Annotated in this window: 13 protein-coding genes; 6 read left to right on the plus strand and 7 right to left on the minus strand. The window is 50.9% G+C overall.

The window, feature by feature from the left end; all coding sequences use genetic code 11:
• Nucleotides 1-72 precede the first annotated feature (72 nt).
• From cydC to trxB, 3 genes are all read right to left on the minus strand, one after another.
• The gene (gene cydC / locus DT73_RS09710; RefSeq protein ID WP_036107714.1) at nt 73-1,791 is read right to left on the minus strand and encodes a cysteine/glutathione ABC transporter ATP-binding protein/permease CydC; all 1,719 of its coding nucleotides are present in this window, start codon (nt 1,789-1,791) and stop codon (nt 73-75) included.
• Nucleotides 1,791-3,554, minus strand: coding sequence for a cysteine/glutathione ABC transporter permease/ATP-binding protein CydD (gene cydD, locus DT73_RS09715; protein ID WP_036107718.1), 1,764 nt, complete (start codon nt 3,552-3,554; stop codon nt 1,791-1,793). Before cydD ends, cydC begins: the two co-directional genes overlap by 1 nt.
• Nucleotides 3,555-3,668: 114 nt before the next feature.
• Nucleotides 3,669-4,634 carry a thioredoxin-disulfide reductase gene (gene trxB, locus DT73_RS09720; RefSeq protein ID WP_036107721.1) on the minus strand — a complete coding sequence of 322 codons (966 nt, stop codon included), beginning with the start codon at nt 4,632-4,634 and terminating at the stop codon, nt 3,669-3,671.
• Between the two features lie 488 nt (nt 4,635-5,122).
• On the opposite strand from trxB, the gene lrp reads away from it, so the two are divergent.
• The 5 genes from lrp (at nt 5,123) to serS (ending at nt 13,255) form a co-directional block, all read left to right on the plus strand.
• The gene (lrp, locus tag DT73_RS09725; protein WP_000228469.1) at nt 5,123-5,617 is read left to right on the plus strand and encodes a leucine-responsive transcriptional regulator Lrp; all 495 of its coding nucleotides are present in this window, start codon (nt 5,123-5,125) and stop codon (nt 5,615-5,617) included.
• A gap of 118 nt (nt 5,618-5,735) precedes the next feature.
• Nucleotides 5,736-9,752, plus strand: coding sequence for a DNA translocase FtsK (locus DT73_RS09730; RefSeq protein ID WP_036107724.1), 4,017 nt, complete (start codon nt 5,736-5,738; stop codon nt 9,750-9,752).
• Nucleotides 9,753-9,906: 154 nt separating this feature from the next.
• Nucleotides 9,907-10,518, plus strand: coding sequence for an outer membrane lipoprotein chaperone LolA (gene lolA, locus DT73_RS09735; RefSeq protein ID WP_036107727.1), 612 nt, complete (start codon nt 9,907-9,909; stop codon nt 10,516-10,518).
• Between the two features lie 7 nt (nt 10,519-10,525).
• The gene (locus DT73_RS09740; RefSeq protein WP_036107732.1) at nt 10,526-11,869 is read left to right on the plus strand and encodes a replication-associated recombination protein A; all 1,344 of its coding nucleotides are present in this window, start codon (nt 10,526-10,528) and stop codon (nt 11,867-11,869) included.
• 93 nt (nt 11,870-11,962) lie between these two features.
• Nucleotides 11,963-13,255 carry a serine--tRNA ligase gene (serS, locus tag DT73_RS09745; protein ID WP_036107733.1) on the plus strand — a complete coding sequence of 431 codons (1,293 nt, stop codon included), beginning with the start codon at nt 11,963-11,965 and terminating at the stop codon, nt 13,253-13,255.
• 89 nt (nt 13,256-13,344) lie between these two features.
• On the opposite strand, the gene DT73_RS09750 is transcribed toward serS, so the two are convergent.
• Complete coding sequence (locus DT73_RS09750) at nt 13,345-13,869, minus strand: GNAT family N-acetyltransferase (protein ID WP_036107736.1); 525 nt, start codon at nt 13,867-13,869, stop codon at nt 13,345-13,347.
• Nucleotides 13,869-14,432: a helix-turn-helix domain-containing protein gene (locus DT73_RS09755; protein WP_036107740.1), complete on the minus strand. Its 564-nt coding sequence runs from the start codon at nt 14,430-14,432 to the stop codon at nt 13,869-13,871. The genes DT73_RS09750 and DT73_RS09755 overlap by 1 nt, the downstream gene beginning before the upstream one ends.
• A 398-nt stretch (nt 14,433-14,830) precedes the next feature.
• Between DT73_RS09755 and DT73_RS09760 the strand changes: the two genes are divergently transcribed.
• Nucleotides 14,831-15,979 (plus strand): MFS transporter, encoded by a 1,149-nt coding sequence (locus DT73_RS09760; RefSeq protein ID WP_036108712.1) that lies wholly within the window; start codon nt 14,831-14,833, stop codon nt 15,977-15,979.
• A gap of 127 nt (nt 15,980-16,106) precedes the next feature.
• On the opposite strand, the gene pflA is transcribed toward DT73_RS09760, so the two are convergent.
• A complete protein-coding gene (pflA, locus tag DT73_RS09765) occupies nt 16,107-16,847 on the minus strand; it encodes a pyruvate formate lyase 1-activating protein (protein ID WP_036107744.1) in 741 nt (246 codons plus the stop codon).
• A 279-nt stretch (nt 16,848-17,126) separates the two neighbouring features.
• The gene (pflB, locus tag DT73_RS09770; RefSeq protein WP_036107747.1) at nt 17,127-19,409 is read right to left on the minus strand and encodes a formate C-acetyltransferase; all 2,283 of its coding nucleotides are present in this window, start codon (nt 19,407-19,409) and stop codon (nt 17,127-17,129) included.
• Between the last annotated feature and the right edge of the window lie 34 nt (nt 19,410-19,443).

Raw genomic sequence — 19,443 nt, forward strand, 5'->3', positions numbered from 1 at the left:
AATGATTATCGGCTGATACAGCCAGAATCTTCACCGGTAGCATGCAGATAGTGAACAGTTACCGGTGATGTTTCACCGTTGGCAAAACTGCGCATAGCGCCCCATTTGCGCCAGCAACTCTGCGTGAGTACCTTGCTCAATAATGTGCCCATTGTCCATCACAATTATTTTGTCAAAGCGCCCCAGCCCACTGAGCCGGTGTGTCACCATCAATACGGTTTTGCCCTGAGTAACACGGTGAATCAAGTCGAGTATATGGTGTTCTGTCTGCGCATCAAGCCCTTCTGTTGGCTCATCGAGCAATAAAATGGGGGCATCATGCAACAGCGCGCGGGCCAGGCCGATACGGCGTAATTCACCACCGGAGAGTTGGCGGCCACCTTCGCCCAGCCACTGGTTAAGGCCTTCACCTTCCAGTAATTTTTGCAACGCAACCTGCTCCAGAACCGCGCTGATTTGCTGGTCACTGGCTCCAGGTGACGCCAGTAGCAAATTATCACGCAACGTAGCACTGAATAAGTGAATACGTTGGGGAACAATACTCATGGATGCACGTAGTGCCGCTTCACCCAGATGGCAGAGTTGTGTATTGCCAATATGGATTTCGCCACGCTGTGGATCCCAGGCGCGTGTGAGAATTTGCAGTAAAGTAGATTTGCCGCAGCCAGTTTGCCCTAATAAAGCAATACGCTCCCCGGGGCTGATTTGCAGCGAAATATCAGTAAGGGCTTGCTGGTGCTGGCCCGGGTAGCTGAAGCTCACCTGGTTAATCAACAGCTCACCCTGAGCGGGTTGCGTAACACTGGCTGCGCTGAAGTTTACCACGGGCTGTTGTTCAGTAAGTTGGCCGATGCGCACGGCAGATGCGGTCACCTGCCCAAGGTGTTGGAATGCACCTGTTACTGGTGCCAGCGCCTCAAAAGCGGCTAACGCACAGAAAACAAACAAGGCAATGAGTGCACCGGGCGATGTATCACCCCCCACACCACCAGCGGCCAGCCATAACATCACGACGACAGCCACCGCACCGGCAAGTAACATCAGCGCCTGAGATAATGCTGTCAGCCCGGCCTGGCGGCGCTGTGCTTCGTGCCATGCATATTCTGTTTCATCCAGTTCTTCACGGTAACGGGCATTGGCGCCAAACAGGCTGAGCTCAGCCTGAGACTGCACCCAGGTTGTGAGGCGCTGGCGATAAAGGCTGCGCAGGGCAGTCAGTTGCTCACCATTTTGCTTACCGGCCCGGTAAAATGCGGGGGGCATAATCAGCAGGGTTAACAACATGATGCCACCCAGTGTCAGTGCCAGATGAAGATCAAGCCAGCTCAGCCCGTAAGTGACCACTAAAATAACAACCAGCGCACCAATCAGTGGTGAAATAACCCGCAGGTAAAGGTGATCCAGTGTGTCCACATCTGCCACAACGCGGTTAAGAACGTCACCCTGGCGAAATTGTTGTAACCCGGCAGGCGAGAGGGGGAGCAATTTGCTAAACGTGAATACGCGAAGATGTTCAAGTACGCGAAATGTCGCTTCATGGCTGACCAGCCGTTCGAAATAACGCCCTGCGGTACGAAGAATGGCTGCGGCACGAACACCTGCGGCAGGCAACATATAGTTAAAACTATACAGACCCGCGGTGCCGACTACAGCAGATGCAGAAAGGAACCAGCCAGACAGAGTTAACAACCCGATACTGGCAAGCAGGGTGATAATGGCCAGGATAACACCCAACAGCATCAGCCACTTATGGCGTTTCCACAGAGCCAGCCAGGGGAGTAAAGCTTTCATCAGATAGCCTCCTGACGATGTTGCAGCAAATCAGCAAACGGGCCGGTTTTACTACTTAATTCAGAGAAATTGCCTTGCTGAACGATTCTGCCATCCTGCATAACCCAGATTTGATCCCAGTTTTTTATATTACCAAGCTGGTGAGTCACCATCAGTGTACTTTGCTGTAAGGCTGCATCGTTAAGCGCCTGCATAACACGTTGCTCGCTTTGCGCATCCAGGCTGGCTGCGGGTTCATCCAGCAACAATAAGCGGCAGGGCTGTATCAGTGCTCGTGCAACGGCAACACGTTGTGCCTGGCCGACAGATAAGCGTGATGCTCCGTCGCCAGTGCGTGTATCAACCCCATTCGGTAACTGGCCGATAAACTCATGTACCCAGGCACGTTGCATGGCATCGGTGAATTGTTCTTCACTGGCTTGTGGCGCGCCAAGCAGAATATTGTCTCGCAGAGTGTCTGCTGGCAGGAGCGGGTTTTGCCCAACCCAACTCAGAAGATGGCGCCAGGTGGTAAGGTCAATTTCGCGGAACTCGGCACCGTTGACGGTGAGCGAACCTTCATAAGCGAGGAAACCGGAAAGCAAATTAACCAGGGAGCTCTTACCTGCACCACTCACGCCAACCAGGGCAATACGCTCACCTGGATTAATAGTGAAAGAGAGTGGCCCGGCAAGGGTATGCCCTTCATTGGAAAGGATAACCAGGTCTTTAGCTACCAGAGTAACTGGCCCATCTTCCAGTTGCTGTGTACCTTGTTGCGGGTATTGCAGCGGTGCTTCCATGAAGGTTTTCAAACTGTCTGCAGCGCCAATTGCCTGAGCTTTAGCGTGGTAAAAGGTACCCAAATCACGTAATGGCTGGAAGAATTCGGGAGCCATAATCAGTGCCAGAAAACCGGCAAACAGGGTAATACCGGTACCGTAATGGCCGAAATTGAATTCACCCAAATAGGAAAAGCCAAAATACACCGCAACCAGTGCGATAGACAGCGACGCGAAAAACTCCAGTACCCCGGAAGAGAGGAATGCCAGGCGTAACACTTCCATGGTTCGTTGGCGAAAATCGCGGGATACTTCACCCATCGCTTTAATTTCTGCTTCGCCACGGTTAAATATACGCAGCGTCTCCATCCCTCTTAGCCTGTCGAGAAAATGCGCGCTCAGGCGAGCCAGCGCCAGAAAGTTACGCCGGTTGGCATCTGCGGCCCCCATACCTACCATCGCCATAAATAATGGAATGAGTGGCGCAGTACACAGCAGAATCAGTGCAGCGGCCCAGTTGACCGGGAACAGCGTAATCACAATTAACAACGGCACAATGGCGGCAAGTGACATCTGTGGCAAATACCGCGCATAGAAGTCCTGCATATCTTCTATTTGTTCAAGAACCAGCGTTGCCCATGCGCCTGCGGGTTTGCCCTGAATCCAGGCCGGACCGGCTTGTTGCAGGCGCTCAAGTGCCTGTTTACGGATATGCTGGCGAATATGTTGCCCGGCATGGAAACCCGCTTTCTCACGCAACCAGACAACCCAGGCTCGTAGAATGAACACCAGAATCAGTAATGCGAAAGAGAGCAACAGGGCTTCCCGGGGGATCTTCGCCATTATCATCTGGTTAAGCAGCGATGCCAGTAACCAGGCCTGAGCGATAATCAGGATGCCACTTAACGTACCGAGGACACGGGAAATGCTGAGCCAGCGACGTGAGAGAATGCTTTGCTTTTTCAGCCAGAGAGTCAGTTCTTGTTGACGGGTTTTATTCATTGCGTTCGGTTTGCCGGGTTGATTAAGTGCGCCGACAGGCGGCGAGGCGTGGCAATGTTACAACGCGCAGAAAAGAAAGGCGACCTATTCAGTCGCCTTATGTGTTTGGATCAATTACTTTGTTTCAGACAAACCGTCCAAATACCGTTCTGCATCAAGTGCGGCCATGCAGCCAGTACCCGCGGAAGTGATAGCCTGGCGGTAGATGTGGTCCATGACATCGCCAGCAGCAAAGACACCGGGTACGCTGGTTTGCGTTGCGTTGCCGTTAATCCCTGACTGTACTTTGATATAACCATTTTCCAGTTCAAGCTGGCCTGCAAAAATGGCGGTATTAGGCGAATGGCCAATTGCGACAAACAGGCCCGCTACTTCGAGGTTTTCTACTTCACCTTCAGGCAGAGTGCTGGCAAGACGCAAACCGCTAACGCCCATTTGGTCGCCCGTTACTTCTTCAAGGGTGCGGTTGGTGTGCAGCACAATATTGCCGTTTGCCACTTTATCCATCAGGCGGTTAATCAGGATTTTTTCCGCGCGGAATGTGTCGCGGCGGTGGATAAGGTGTACTTCAGAAGCGATGTTAGACAGATACAGCGCTTCTTCAACAGCAGTATTACCCCCACCGATGACGGCAACTTTTTGGTTGCGGTAGAAGAAACCGTCACAAGTTGCACAGGCAGAAACCCCCCGGCCTTTAAATGCTTCCTCTGAAGGCAGGCCAAGGTAACGGGCAGAAGCGCCAGTTGCGATAATCAGCGCATCACAGGTGTATTCGCCGCTGTCACCGACCAGCAGGAAAGGCCGCTGAGACAAGTCAACGCGGCTGATATGGTCGAAAATAATTTCAGTATTAAACTTGGTCGCATGTTCGTGCATACGCTCCATCAACAGCGGACCTGTCAGGTCGTTCGGATCGCCCGGCCAGTTTTCGACTTCAGTTGTGGTCGTCAATTGACCACCTTTTTCCATTCCAGTAATTAACACCGGGTTCAGGTTAGCGCGCGCAGCGTAGACGGCGGCTGTATAACCGGCGGGACCGGAGCCCAGAATAAGAAGTTTGCTATGTTTAGCCGTGCCCATGAGATCCCCATTGTTGTTGGCAGACAGTGAGGGAGATTGTAGGAAATTTGTCACGCTAAAAAAAGAGTGCAGCGAAGTTGTTAACGAAATGTCTAATAGATGAAACCTATGGATCGCGCGAAATTCGCCAAAATGAATAAATAACAGACAAAAAAATGGTGTTATACAGACAGAAAGATGACGAATTATCACCTCTGGCAACTATAATCTGGCACGTTTCACTAAAAAATGATGTTTTACTTTGACAATACGCTGGGCTTTTGCGAAAACATTTGTTGAAGAAAAGCATACTTGTTATGTGGAATGTCTGTTCTGTATGAAAAGTTATGCATTTACCGTGCGATTGACATCCTCCCATGGTGTGGACAGACGCCATGTGGGATATCGATGGTGGCTTTCGGGCAAGCGGTCTTCTCAATCGAATCCTCGAACAGTGACGTAAAGGGGAAATGGCAGGAGTAGGGAAGGAATATAGAGAGACAATAATAATGGTAGATAGCAAGAAGCGCCCTGGTAAAGATCTCGACCGTATTGATCGTAACATTCTGAATGAGTTGCAAAAGGATGGGCGTATTTCTAACGTCGAACTCTCTAAACGCGTGGGTCTTTCCCCGACGCCGTGTTTAGAACGTGTTCGCCGTCTGGAAAGACAGGGCTTTATACAGGGCTACACAGCGCTGCTTAATCCACATTATCTGGATGCATCACTTCTCGTTTTCGTTGAGATTACTCTGAATCGTGGTGCGCCGGATGTGTTTGAACAGTTTAATGCTGCTGTACAGAAACTTGAGGAAATTCAAGAGTGTCATCTGGTTTCAGGGGATTTTGACTATTTGTTGAAAACCCGTGTGCCGGATATGTCTGCTTACCGTAAACTGCTGGGCGAAACCTTGCTGCGATTGCCGGGTGTGAACGACACCCGTACTTATGTCGTTATGGAAGAAGTCAAGCAGAGTAATCGTCTGGTTATTAAAACCCGTTAACACCAGACAGGTGCAAAATCGGCTGAGTTTGATTACACTCCTGTTAATCCATACAGCAACCGTATCGGGGAACCGGTACGGTTGTCGATTTTAGCATAACCCCCCTGGAGAGTTTTTCTTGAGCCAGGAATACACTGAAGAAAAAGACGTTGTACTCACTTCCCTCAGTAGCGGAAGGCGAGCACTGGAAGCCATGCTGATTGTGGTGGCCCTGTTCGCTGTCTGGCTGATGGTGGCGTTGTTGAGCTTTAACCCCTCAGATCCAAGTTGGTCGCAGACCGCATGGCATGAACCTATCCACAATTTGTGTGGTAAACCCGGCGCATGGCTTGCGGATACGCTGTTTTTCATCTTTGGCATCATGGCGTACATCATTCCTGTCATCATCATCGGCGCATGCTGGTTTGCGTGGCGGCACCGTGTGCAGGAAGAACTTGTAGACTATTTTGCCGTTTCACTGCGGTTGATTGGCGTGCTTGCGCTGGTTCTCACTTCATGCGGGCTGGCGGCTATAAATGCCGATGACATTTGGTATTTTGCCTCAGGCGGTGTGATAGGCAGCTTGCTGAGTACCGCAATGATGCCGCTGCTCAATAGCAGTGGTGGCACGCTGGCGTTGCTTTGTGTCTGGGCTGCTGGCCTGACGCTGTTTACCGGCTGGTCGTGGGTAACTATTGCGGAAAAACTCGGTGCAGTTGTACTGGGTGTTTTAACCTTCGCCAGTAATCGTACGCGCCGGGATGATACCTGGCAGGATGATGACGAAGAATATGATGATTATGAAGAGCACGACGAATATGAAGAGGAACAACGCGAGCCAGTTAAGGCGCAGCAACGGGAATCCCGCCGGGCGCGTATTCTTCGTGGTGCTTTAGCACGCAAACACCGGTTGAGTGAAAAATTTGCTAATCCTCTTGGTCGAAAAACAGACGAAGCGCTGTTTTCTGGCAAGAAGATGGACGATTCTGATTTTGACCCAACAATACCTGCCGCAACCACGTCTGATGACGTGCTGTTTTCCGGTAACCGGGTAACTGATTCGGCAAATGAAGCCGTTGAGAATGACCCACTACTGAGCGGTTACCGTATCACTCAGGAAAATGAATATCAGCACTATGCTCAGCCTGGCCAGGGTGCAGATCCGGGCATAGCAGGTGCAGAACCAGGCGGTGCCGGGCAAGCGGATGTTTTGTTGCAGGATTATTACTCCGGTATGGCGCCAGCAGCCCATCAGCCGCAGGGTTCGCCGCCAGAATATGTGCAGCAGGCCAGCACAGCTTATACTCCTGAGCCTTACGCTGAACCGGTGGGTTCTGCGCCAGCTCAGTATTCAACACCGGGCGGCTATGGTGAACCCTCCCAGTATCCAGGGGCTTCTGACTTACCTGTTGAGCCAGTACCAACAGCGCTGAGTCCTTATGCTGAAGAGCATTATAGTGATGCTGAACAGCCAGCTTACCCACAAGAGTCTTATCCTGCTTCTGAACCGGGTGGGGATATAACAGGCACAGAATCAGGGTATAACCCGTATCACAGCCAGAATGCCGGTACTGAACGCGACGAATTGCCGCCAACGGAGCCTGATAACTCTGAACACCAGGTGAACAAGGCTGTACGGCCGCCGCTTTATTACTTCGAAGAAGTGGAAGCGAAGCGAGCAAAAGAGCGTGAGCAGTTAGCTGCATGGTATGAGCCCGTGCCTGACCCGGAACAACTGGCGGCACAAGCACGTGCGCAGCAGTCCTCTCCGGCATCAACGGGTCTGTCGCATACAGCGAATGGTCTTTCAGTCAGTGCAACTGCGGCAGCCGTTGCTGCTGGTGCAGCGCAGGGTGCTCACCATGGCGATTCCGCCGTGAATATAGCCCCACCGGTATTTGGTGTTGCCGGTGATGCTCCGCGTCCGCAGGTGAAAGAGGGTATTGGCCCACAATTACCGCGGCCAAATCGTGTGCGTGTGCCTACCCGTCGTGAACTGGCTTCTTATGGTATTAAGCTACCTTCACAGCGTGAAGCTGAAGCCCGTAAGAAAGCGGAAGCGGAACGCCGCGAAGCACAGCACTATTCTCAACAACACCAGGCTCACCAGCACCAGGCAGGATCCTTGCCTGGTAATGAAGATGACGATTCACAATATCAGTCTGAACTGGCAGAGCAATTTGCGGCTTCTCAGCAGGCGCGTTTCGGCCAGCAATATGAGCATGACTATGCTGCTTCTGCTCAGGTTTCTGTACCTGACGGGCAGGAAGATGATGCAGAAGAACAGGCATTAGCTGCCCAGTTTGCGGCTACACAGCAAGCGCGCTTTGGGGAAGAGTATCAGCATGATTTCCATGCATCCTCTGCCCGCCATTCAGCTTCTGTGGATAATTTCCTGGCACCGGTCACACATCCGGTGGCTGAAGGGCCGTTTGAGCCGGTCTTTACGCCTGATGCGGCACAGGCTGCGGTTCCTTCGCAGCCCGTCGCCACTCCGGGGTACCAGCATGCACAACCGGTTCAGTCGGTTAATTCCGCACCACAAACCGAACAGCATGCTCAGGCCGCACACCCGCATGGGCATTCAGCAGCTCAATCATCACAACCGGGTCAGGACAGCCTTATTCATCCATTCCTGATGAGAAATGGCGACAGCCGCCCATTGCAGCGCCCAACGACGCCACTTCCTTCACTGGACCTGTTAACTCCGCCACCTTCAGAAGTGGAGCCGGTAGATACGTTTGCGCTGGAACAGATGGCGCGCCTGGTGGAAGCGCGGCTGGCAGATTTCCGCATTAAAGCTGAAGTGGTTCATTACTCACCTGGGCCGGTAATTACCCGGTTCGAACTGAACCTTGCTCCGGGAGTAAAAGCCGCCCGCATTTCAAACCTGTCACGCGACCTGGCCCGCTCACTGTCAACGGTTGCTGTGCGTGTGGTCGAGGTTATTCCTGGTAAACCATATGTTGGGCTGGAGTTGCCGAATAAGAAACGCCAGACGGTCTATCTGCGAGAAGTGCTGGATTGCCAGAAATTCCGCGATAACCCGTCACCGCTGACGGTTGTTCTGGGTAAAGATATTGGTGGCGAACCTGTTATAGCTGATCTCGCTAAAATGCCTCATTTACTGGTTGCCGGTACTACTGGCTCAGGTAAATCAGTGGGTGTGAACGCCATGATCCTCAGTATGCTATATAAAGCGACACCAGAAGATGTGCGCTTTATCATGATTGACCCGAAAATGCTTGAGTTGTCGGTGTATGAAGGGATCCCGCATTTGCTGACCGAAGTGGTCACCGATATGAAGGACGCCGCGAATGCGCTGCGCTGGAGTGTCAACGAGATGGAACGCCGTTACAAGTTGATGTCGGCACTGGGGGTTCGTAACCTTGCTGGCTACAACGAGCGTATTCTGGAAGCAGAAAACATGGGGCGGCCAATTCCTGACCCATTCTGGAAACCCGGCGACAGCATGGATGTTACGCATCCGGTACTGGAGAAATTACCAAACATCGTTGTGCTGGTGGATGAGTTTGCGGACTTGATGATGTCTGTTGGCAAAAAAGTGGAAGAGCTTATTGCTCGCCTGGCGCAAAAAGCGCGTGCTGCAGGTATTCATCTCGTGTTGGCAACTCAGCGCCCGTCAGTAGATGTGATTACCGGGTTGATTAAAGCCAACATCCCAACACGTATCGCGTTTACGGTATCAAGCAAGATTGACTCCCGCACTATCCTCGACCAGGGTGGGGCTGAGTCTTTGCTGGGTATGGGGGATATGCTTTATTCCGGGCCAAACTCAACCCTGCCTGTACGTGTGCATGGCGCGTTTGTGCGCGATCAGGAAGTGCATGCAGTGGTTCAGGACTGGAAAGCGCGTGGCCGCCCACAATACGTAGATGGCATTACTGCAGACAGCCAGTCTGAAGGTGGTGCCGGTGGTTTTGATGGCGGCGAAGAGCTGGATGCGTTGTTTGACCAGGCTGTTGCCTTTGTTGTGGAAAAACGTAAGGCTTCTATTTCTGGTGTTCAACGGCAGTTCCGTATTGGCTACAACCGGGCAGCGCGTATCATTGAGCAAATGGAAAACCAGGGCATTGTTAGTGAACAAGGCCATAATGGTAACCGTGAGGTGCTGGCCCCACCACCGTTTGAATAAGTTAACAAACCCCGGGAGCCGCTTTTGCGGCTCTTTTGCAAAGAAGCGTAAACAATTCAACTATCAGCTTTTTCTTCTGTTATTGCGACAGCTTTGCGGCCAGACTAGCCAGTTGAAAAACTTCACCTGGAATTGTGTTATTCGAGGATATGTAATGAAAAAGATCGCTATTGCCTGTGCGTTATTGTCAGTATTTACTGTCACTCAGGTGTGGGCGGATGCCGCTGGCTCTCTGAAAAGCCGTCTGGATAAAGTGAACAGTTTCCATGCCAGCTTCACGCAAAAAGTGACTGATGGCAGCGGCAATGAAATTCAGGATGGCCAGGGTGAACTGTGGGTTAAACGGCCAAATTTGTTCAACTGGCATATGATTCAGCCTGATGAAAGCGAACTTATCTCCGATGGTAAAACGCTTTGGTTTTATAACCCGTTCGTAGAGCAGGCCAGTGCCACATGGCTTAAAGATGCGACCAGTAACACCCCCTTTATGTTGATTGCCCGTAATCAGTCATCTGACTGGCAGCAATATAATGTTAAACAGCAAGGGGATGACTTTGTTCTGACCCCGAAAACCAGCAGTGGTAACCTTAAACAATTTACGATTAATGTCAGCCAAAGTGGGACTATCCACCAGTTCAGTGCAGTTGAGCAGGATGATCAGCGTAGTGTTTACCAGCTCACCGGCCAGCAAGATGGCGCGACAGATATGAGCAAGTTTACCTTTACCCCGCCGAAAGGAGTAACGGTAGACGATCAACGTCAGTGAGGCGGTTGTGAGTAATTTGCCACTCGATTTTTCCGACAATGTTTTCCTGCCTCTGGCCGCGCGTATGCGGCCAGAAAATCTTGCGCAGTATATTGGCCAGCAGCACTTGTTAGGGCCGGGTAAACCGCTACCTAAAGCGATTGAAGCAGGCCAGTTGCATTCGATGATCCTCTGGGGGCCTCCGGGAACAGGAAAAACGACACTGGCGGAAGTCATTGGGCGTTATGCTAACGCCAATGTCGAACGTATTTCTGCGGTTACCTCTGGTGTAAAAGAAATTCGCGAAGCCATTGAACGGGCAAGGCAAAACCGCCATGCAGGCCACCGTACTATCTTGTTTGTTGACGAAGTCCACCGCTTTAACAAAAGCCAGCAGGATGCATTCCTGCCGCATATTGAAGATGGCACGGTAACCTTTATTGGCGCGACAACGGAAAATCCTTCTTTTGAGCTAAATTCCGCACTGCTTTCCCGGGCCAGGGTGTATTTATTAAAATCGCTGACAGCTGCCGATATCGAGCAGGTACTGTTGCAGGCCATGAATGACAGTGAGCGGGGCTATGGCGGGCAAAATCTTGTTTTGCCCGATGATACCCGCCAGGCAATTGCTGAACTGGTGAATGGTGATGCACGTCGCGCACTGAATACGCTGGAAATGTTAGCGGATATGGCACAAACCGATGCCAGCGGTAAACGCATTTTGACAGCCAGTTTGTTACGCGAAGTTGCCGGTGAACGCAGCGCCCGTTTTGATAACAAAGGCGATCGTTTTTACGATTTGATTTCTGCATTGCATAAATCTGTCAGAGGTTCTGCGCCAGATGCCGCCCTGTACTGGTATGCGCGTATTATTTCAGCTGGTGGTGACCCACTGTATGTTGCACGCCGTTGCCTGGCTATTGCTTCAGAAGATGTTGGTAATGCTGACCCGCGAGCCATGCAGGTTGCGATTTCAGCGTGGGATTGCTTTACCCGGGTTGGCCCGGCAGAAGGTGAGCGGGCAATTGCTCAGGCGATTGTTTACCTTGCGTGTGCACCGAAAAGTAATGCGGTTTATACGGCGTTTAAGGCGGCAATGCATGATGCCCGGGAGCAACCTGATTACGACGTACCGGTACATTTGCGTAATGCGCCAACCCGCCTGATGAAAGACATGGGGTATGGTGAAGAGTACCGTTACGCACACGACGAAACAAATGCTTATGCTGCTGGCGAAAACTATTTCCCACCAGAAATGGCACAAACGCGCTATTATCGCCCTACCAACCGTGGGCTTGAAGGCAAAATTGGCGAAAAGCTCGCCTGGCTTGCTGAACAGGACAAAAATAGCCCTATAAAACGCTACCGCTAATGCGGTCGTTGCGGTAAGGTTATCAACACTGCCCGTGATGCGTTTCACGGGTTTTTTTCTCAAATTCAATTCGATAAAAAGCACAGGATAAGCATGCTCGATCCCAATCTGCTGCGTAATGAGCCAGACGCAGTCGCTGAAAAACTGGCACGCCGGGGCTTTAAGCTGGATGTTGATAAGCTGCGTGCGCTTGAAGAGCGCCGTAAAGTCTTGCAGGTAGAAACTGAAAATCTGCAGGCAGAACGTAACGCACGATCGAAATCCATCGGCCAGGCGAAAGCGCGTGGGGAAGATATTGAGCCATTACGCCAGGAAGTGAACAAGCTTGGTGAGGCACTGGATAAGGCCAAAGTTGAGCTGGAAACACTGCTGGCAGATATTCGTGAATACGCTCTGACCATTCCTAACCTGCCTGATGACTGTGTTCCTCAGGGTAAGGACGAGAACGACAACGTGGAAGTGTTCCGTTGGGGCGAGCCACGTCAGTTTGATTTTGAAGTTCGTGATCACGTTACTTTAGGTGAAGCGCTGGGTGGTCTGGATTTCGCTGCGGCAGTAAAACTGACCGGGTCACGCTTTGTGGTCATGAAAGGGCAGGTTGCCCGCATGCACCGTGCTCTGAGCCAGTTCATGCTTGACCTGCATACAGAGCAGCACGGCTATAGCGAAAATTATGTCCCTTACCTGGTTAACCACGACACGCTTTATGGTACCGGGCAGTTGCCAAAATTTGCCGGTGACTTATTTCATACCCGCCCGCTGGAAGAAGAAGCAGACAGCAGTAATTACGCACTGATCCCGACTGCCGAAGTGCCGTTGACTAATCTGGCGCGTGACGAAATTCTGGATGAAGAGTCTCTGCCTTTGAAAATGACGGCGCATACTCCGTGCTTCCGTTCAGAAGCAGGCTCTTATGGCCGTGATACGCGTGGTCTTATCCGTATGCACCAGTTTGATAAAGTCGAAATGGTGCAGATTGTTCGCCCGGAAGATTCAATGGACGCTCTGGAAGAAATGACAGGCCATGCAGAGAAAGTTCTGCAACTGTTGGGCCTGCCTTACCGGAAAGTATTGTTGTGCTCCGGGGATATGGGCTTCAGCGCCTGTAAGACTTATGATCTTGAAGTCTGGATCCCGGCACAGAATACCTACCGTGAAATCTCTTCCTGCTCTAACGTATGGGATTTCCAGGCGCGTCGCATGCAGGCTCGTTGCCGTAGCAAAACAGAGAAAAAACCACGCCTGGTACATACGCTGAATGGTTCTGGTCTGGCTGTTGGCCGTGCGCTGGTGGCCGTGCTGGAAAACTACCAGCAGGCAGATGGCCGTATTCAGGTACCGGAAGTATTACGCCCTTATATGCGTGGTCTGGAATATATTGGCTAATCAAGCCTGCACTATATTCTGATGCCAAACTCAGTAAAAAAGCGCCTGCGGGCGCTTTTTTTATGGGAAACGTAGCTGTTAGCAGTGCATTACAATGTGCAGTACATCCAGGTTGTTGAATGGGTACTCTTGCCATCGGTATCCAGTGCGAATCCGGGCGTCATTCCGGCAACCTTAAAACCGACTGAACGGTAAAGCGCTTCTCCGGCAGCACCAGTGCGGGTATCCAGTGTCATCAGCGTTTTTCCCTGCTCCCGCGCATATTGCATGATGTGGTGCATCATTGCACGCCCCAGCCCACAACGCCGGGCCCCTGGGTGCACAATCATTTTAGCGACTTCACACCGGTGTGGCTGGTTGGGCGGCATTCGGGTAATCAACTGAACTGTCCCCAGCAGGTTACCATCCAGCAAAGCGGCAAAAAGTGCCCGCCCACCTGATTCAACATCAGGTTTTACATTTTCAAGCCAGAATTGCCATGCATCCTGTTGGCTGAATGGGCTAATAAAACTGATGGATGCGCCTTGTGCCACGCTCTCAACCAGCAGGGAGGTCAGTGGTTCGAGGTGCTGTTCAAGCCCTGAACCATCAAGTCGTAATAAAGCGATTGTCACTACATGCTCCTTTTCGTCATGGCGATAATGTACCGTGCTGGTTGATTGTGCGTTTTGAATTGTGAACCGCCATACAGGCGATAGCGCAGGCAGTCGCCTTCATGCAGCAGATGTGGGGTATTTTCAATCGTCAGCTCCAGTGTGCCAGATAACATCACCAGGTGATGCTCGTGGCCTGCAAAGGCAGGGTGTGCGTAGTTAATACACTGGTTTGCCTGCAGGTTACCTTCGATAATTTCCATACCGAGTTCACCACCTGGTGGCGAAACAATACGGCGCAGAAAACCATTGTCAGTATCTTCCCAGGTTGTTTGGTTGGCGCGGCGGATAAGTGGCGTAAAAGTTTGCTCCAGCGGTGCAAGCAGTTGCGATATGGGCAGGGTGTAGGTGCTGGCAAGTCGCCCAAGGGTATCCGCTGTCGGGCTGACTTCCCCATTTTCTATACGTGATAAGCTCGCGCGGCTGACGCCACACTGCTCAGACAATTGTTGCAGAGTTAAACCGCGAGCGACACGCAAGTTTCGCAGCGCTATTGCCAGTGCCTGCCCTGAGGAGTTATCCATCGTTTTTCGTCTCATTATCTCTTTTGTGAGAAAATATCCCTTAAATGAGATTTTTGCAACGAGAAAAGTTAACTGCAGTGGTTATATATTTCGCTCCGGGTGGAAACGGTAGTGCTTGTTTGTCTGAGCAGAACATACTCTGGAGTGGGTAAAATCAGGGAAGAAGCAAGGGAAATAATTCCATGAAATTTTTGATATCATCCTTTCCGCTGTTTTCTGTTTTTTTTAAATAAAAACAGTAAGTTACTTTTAATTTAAAAAACTCATCATGTACTTATCATAAGTAATCTGAATTAATGGATTATTCTTGTGCATCCGCGGTTTTCAGTGATATTGACTTTGTTTTTTTCAGTGGCATGATGCGCTCACTTTGTGGCCTCCCTCACGGTTTTACTTTAATGCGTACCTATTCTCGCCCAGTGCAATTGTTGCTCTGTGGGCTACTTTTGTTGACTCTGGCGATTGCTGTTCTGAACACGCTTGTTCCGCTTTGGCTTGCTCATGATCAATTGCCTGTCTGGCAAGTTGGCGTTGTCAGTTCCTCCTATTTTTCCGGGAATTTACTGGGTACGGTACTGGCAGGATGGTTGATTAAACGCCTGGGATTTAACCGCAGCTACTATCTTGCCGCGATTATTTTTGCGATTGGCAGTGCGGGTCTCGGCCTTACAGTCGGCTTTTGGTCATGGTCTGTCTGGCGCTTTATCGCCGGCATTGGTTGCGCACTGTTGTGGGTGGTTGTTGAAAGTGCACTGATGTGCAGTGGGACTTCGGCTAATCGTGGCCGCCTGTTGGCCGCATACATGATGGTGTATTACGTTGGAACCGTAATCGGGCAATTACTGGTCAGTAAAGTGGATACGGCGTTGCTCAGTGTTCTGCCGTGGACTGTGGCTCTTGTATTATCCGGTATACTGCCACTGTTGTTTACCCGCATTACGGCGATGGAAAATATTAACCACCAAAGTACTCCGGTATTTAGCATGTTACGGCTGCGCCAGGCACGCCTGGGTGTTAACGGTTGTGTTATTTCTGGGGTGGTACTTGGTTCACTGTATGGCTTAATGCCACTGTGGTTGAACCACCAGAACTATACTGATTCGCAAACCGGTTTCTGGATGGCTCTGATGGTGAGCGCCGGTATTGTAGGGCAGTGGCCGGTTGGCCGCCTTGCCGACCGCTATGGGCGTTTGCTGGTTCTGCGCGTACAGGTGTTTATCGTTATTATTGCTTGTGTCGCCATGTTGTCTCAGGCTGCACTGGCTCCTGCTTTGTTTATCCTTGGCGCTGCCGGGTTCACCCTTTATCCGGTTGCTATGGCCTGGGCGTGTGAGCGTGTCGCTCCGCATCAGTTGGTTTCAATGAACCAGGCATTACTGCTCAGCTATACGGTTGGCAGCCTCCTTGGGCCGACATTGACTGCAATGCTGATGCAACGTTTCTCCGACAGCTTGCTGTTTATTACTATTGGTACTGTTGCGTTTATCTACTTGCTGATGTTGCTGCGTAAGGCAGGAAAACATCCAACGCCTGTTGCTCATGCGTGATCAACCCGCCCTCAAGACAAAAAAGCCTCTGCAATGCAGAGGCTTTTTTTATACCTACCGGAGTGATTCCGCTTGTGGCTTAAAAGCTGTTATCCGTGTTTGTGAAAGAGTGTGCGCCAATACGGGTTCAGTACATCACTTTGTGCCCGTATTGCTCCAGAATCCCTTTTACACGCTCCATGGTCTCTTTCTTGGGTGGCTTGATGCCATCAAGCTTATACTCTTCGCCCATCGCCACCCATTTATGTTTGCCTAACTCGTGGTAAGGCAGGAGTTCAATTTTCTCTACATTGCCCATATCGCGGGTGAATTCCCCCAGGCGGTGAGCAGAGTCATCGTCGTCTGACCAGCCAGGAACCACCACATAGCGAATCCAGGTGTTAATCTTACGTTTGGCAAGATAACGAGCGAACTCCATTGTCCGGTGGTTAGAAACACCAACCAGATTCTGGTGAATGTCGTCATTGATTTGTTTTAAATCAAGCATAACGAGGTCGGTGACATCCAGTAATTCGTCAATCACCGGGTCATAACGTCTTACAAAGCCATTGGTATCCAGACAGGTGTGAATGCCTTCTTTCCGGCATTCCCGGAACCAGTCGCGCACAAACTCTGCCTGGAGGATTGCTTCACCGCCAGAGGCTGTGACCCCACCGCCTGAAGCATTCATAAAATGGCGATAAGTGACGGCTTCCTTCATTAACTCTTCAACGGTGACTTCTTTACCGCCGTGGGTGTCCCAGGTATCACGGTTATGGCAGTAAAGGCAGCGCATCAGGCAGCCCTGGAAAAAGGTGATAAAGCGAATGCCCGGGCCGTCGACCGTACCACAGGATTCAAAGGAGTGAATGCGACCAGTTACTGACATTGCGATGTATTCTCCCGTTCGGGCCTGAAATGTTCAGGCGCGTTTAGCGTGGTCAATCCGTAGAACGCCACGTCGAGTCTGTTTTGCGAGCTGGCCTTAAGCAGAGTCAGCTTGCAAAACGGGCTCACAGAGGAGGTGCGGTTTACAAGAAAGGCCCCACCAGAGTGGAGCCTTTATTTTATACCCTTCATCTTCCAGGTTGTAGTACTGCTGTTACTTTATCCTTCCCGGCATTACCGGGAAGGGGAGCGACTGGCCTGGAAGGCGAAGCCTCAGCCATTACATGGACTGGGTGAAGGTACGGGTGATAACGTCCTGCTGCTGTTCTTTAGTCAGAGAGTTAAAGCGTACAGCGTAACCAGAAACACGGATGGTCAGTTGCGGATATTTTTCCGGATTTTCCATCGCATCAAGCAGCATTTCACGGTTCATAACGTTAACGTTGAGGTGCTGACCACCTTCAACAGACGATTCATGGTGGAAGTAACCATCCATCAGGCCTGCCAGGTTAGTTTTACGCACTTCATCATCTTTACCCAGAGCATTCGGAACGATAGAGAAGGTATAAGAGATACCATCTTTCGCGTAAGCGAACGGCAGTTTAGCAACGGAGGTCAGAGAGGCAACAGCACCTTTCTGGTCACGGCCGTGCATTGGGTTAGCACCAGGACCGAACGGAGCGCCTGCACGACGGCCATCCGGAGTGTTACCAGTTTTCTTACCATAAACAACGTTAGAAGTGATGGTAAGGATAGACTGAGTCGGAATAGCGTTGCGGTAGGTATTCAGTTTCTGAATTTTCTTCATGAAACGTTCAACCAGGTCAACAGCCATGTCATCAACACGCGGGTCGTTGTTACCGAACTGCGGGTATTCACCTTCGATTTCGAAGTCGACAGCCAGACCGTCTTCGTCACGGATAGGTTTAACTTTGGCGTATTTGATTGCAGACAGGGAGTCAGCTGCAACTGACAGACCAGCGATACCACAAGCCATGGTGCGGATAACGTCACGGTCATGCAGAGCCATCAGAGAGGCTTCGTAGCTGTATTTGTCATGCATGTAGTGGATTACGTTCAGAGCGGTGACATACTGTTTTGCCAGCCAGTCCATGAAGTGATCCATACGGTCCATAACTTCGTCGAATTTCAGAACGTCGCCTTTCAGCGGTTCAGTTTTCGGACCAACCTGCATTTTCAGTTTTTCATCAACACCGCCGTTGATGGTATACAGCAGAGTTTTAGCCAGGTTAGCACGAGCACCGAAGAACTGCATTTGTTTACCAACGATCATCGGGCTTACGCAGCAAGCGATAGCGTAATCATCGTTGTCAAAGTCAGGACGCATCAGGTCATCGTTTTCATACTGAACAGAAGACGTGTCGATGGAAACTTTTGCAGCGAATTTTTTGAAGTTCAGCGGCAGTTTTTCAGACCACAGGATGGTCATGTTCGGTTCCGGAGACGGCCCCATGGTGTACAGGGTGTTCAGGAAACGGAAGCTGGTTTTGGTAACCAGAGTACGGCCATCAAGACCCATACCGCCCAGAGATTCAGTTGCCCAAATCGGGTCGCCAGAGAACAGTTCATCATACTCAGGAGTACGCAGGAAACGAACCATACGCAGTTTCATCACCAGGTGGTCGATGATTTCCTGTGCTTCTTGTTCGTTCAGGCGGCCAGCTTTGATATCACGTTCGATGTAGATATCCAGGAAAGAGGATACGCGACCGAAGGACATTGCAGCACCGTTCTGTGATTTAACGGCAGCCAGGTAACCGAAGTAGGTCCACTGTGCAGCTTCACGAGCGTTTGCAGCCGGAACAGAGATATCGCAACCATATTTAGCTGCCATTTCTTTGATTTGGCCCAGGGCGCGATGCTGTTCAGCGATTTCTTCACGCAGACGAATGGTTGCTTCCAGGTCTTCGCCGTTTTCCAGTTTGGATTGCAGAGAAGTGAACTGAGCAAATTTGTCTTTCATCAGGTAGTCGATACCGTAAACGGCGATACGACGGTAGTCACCAATGATACGACCACGACCATAAGCATCAGGCAGACCAGTCAGGATGCCTGCTTTACGGCAACGCAGGATGTCCGGAGTGTAAACATCGAACACGCCCTGGTTGTGAGTTTTACGGTATTCAGTGAAGATTTGTTTCAGGCGAGGATCCAGCTGGCGGTCATACGCTTTGCAGGAGTTCTCGATCATTTTGATGCCGCCGAACGGAATCAGACCACGTTTCAGCGGAGCGTCAGTTTGCAGGCCAACAACTTTTTCCAGACTTTTGTTGATGTAACCAGCATCGTGAGAAGTGATGGTGGAAGCTACATTGGTATCAAAATCAACAGGCGCGTGAGTGCTGTTCTCGATTTTGATGCCTTCCATGACTTTGTCCCACAGCGCGGTAGTCGCGTCAGTCGCACCGGCCAGGAAAGCTTCGTCGCCTTCATACGGGGTGTAGTTTTTCTGGATGAAGTCACGTAAGTTGACCCCATTCTGCCAGTCACCTTTTGCAAAACCTTCCCAGGCTGTGGCTAATTTTTCATTAAGCTCGGACATGTAACACCTACCTTCTAATGTGGATTTCTTATTT

It is taken from the genome of Mangrovibacter sp. MFB070 (assembly GCF_000705335.1).
GTDB lineage: Bacteria > Pseudomonadota > Gammaproteobacteria > Enterobacterales > Enterobacteriaceae > Mangrovibacter > Mangrovibacter plantisponsor.

Coding starts and splice junctions, on each gene's coding strand:
- serS (WP_036107733.1), top strand. CDS start 11,963: ATGCTCGATCCCAATCTGCTGCGTAATGAGCCAGACGCAGTCGCTGAA.
- DT73_RS09760 (WP_036108712.1), top strand. CDS start 14,831: ATGCGTACCTATTCTCGCCCAGTGCAATTGTTGCTCTGTGGGCTACTT.
- lrp (WP_000228469.1), top strand. CDS start 5,123: ATGGTAGATAGCAAGAAGCGCCCTGGTAAAGATCTCGACCGTATTGAT.
- DT73_RS09755 (WP_036107740.1), bottom strand. CDS start 14,432: ATGGATAACTCCTCAGGGCAGGCACTGGCAATAGCGCTGCGAAACTTG.
- lolA (WP_036107727.1), top strand. CDS start 9,907: ATGAAAAAGATCGCTATTGCCTGTGCGTTATTGTCAGTATTTACTGTC.
- pflA (WP_036107744.1), bottom strand. CDS start 16,847: ATGTCAGTAACTGGTCGCATTCACTCCTTTGAATCCTGTGGTACGGTC.
- trxB (WP_036107721.1), bottom strand. CDS start 4,634: ATGGGCACGGCTAAACATAGCAAACTTCTTATTCTGGGCTCCGGTCCC.
- cydC (WP_036107714.1), bottom strand. CDS start 1,791: ATGAAAGCTTTACTCCCCTGGCTGGCTCTGTGGAAACGCCATAAGTGG.
- cydD (WP_036107718.1), bottom strand. CDS start 3,554: ATGAATAAAACCCGTCAACAAGAACTGACTCTCTGGCTGAAAAAGCAA.
- pflB (WP_036107747.1), bottom strand. CDS start 19,409: ATGTCCGAGCTTAATGAAAAATTAGCCACAGCCTGGGAAGGTTTTGCA.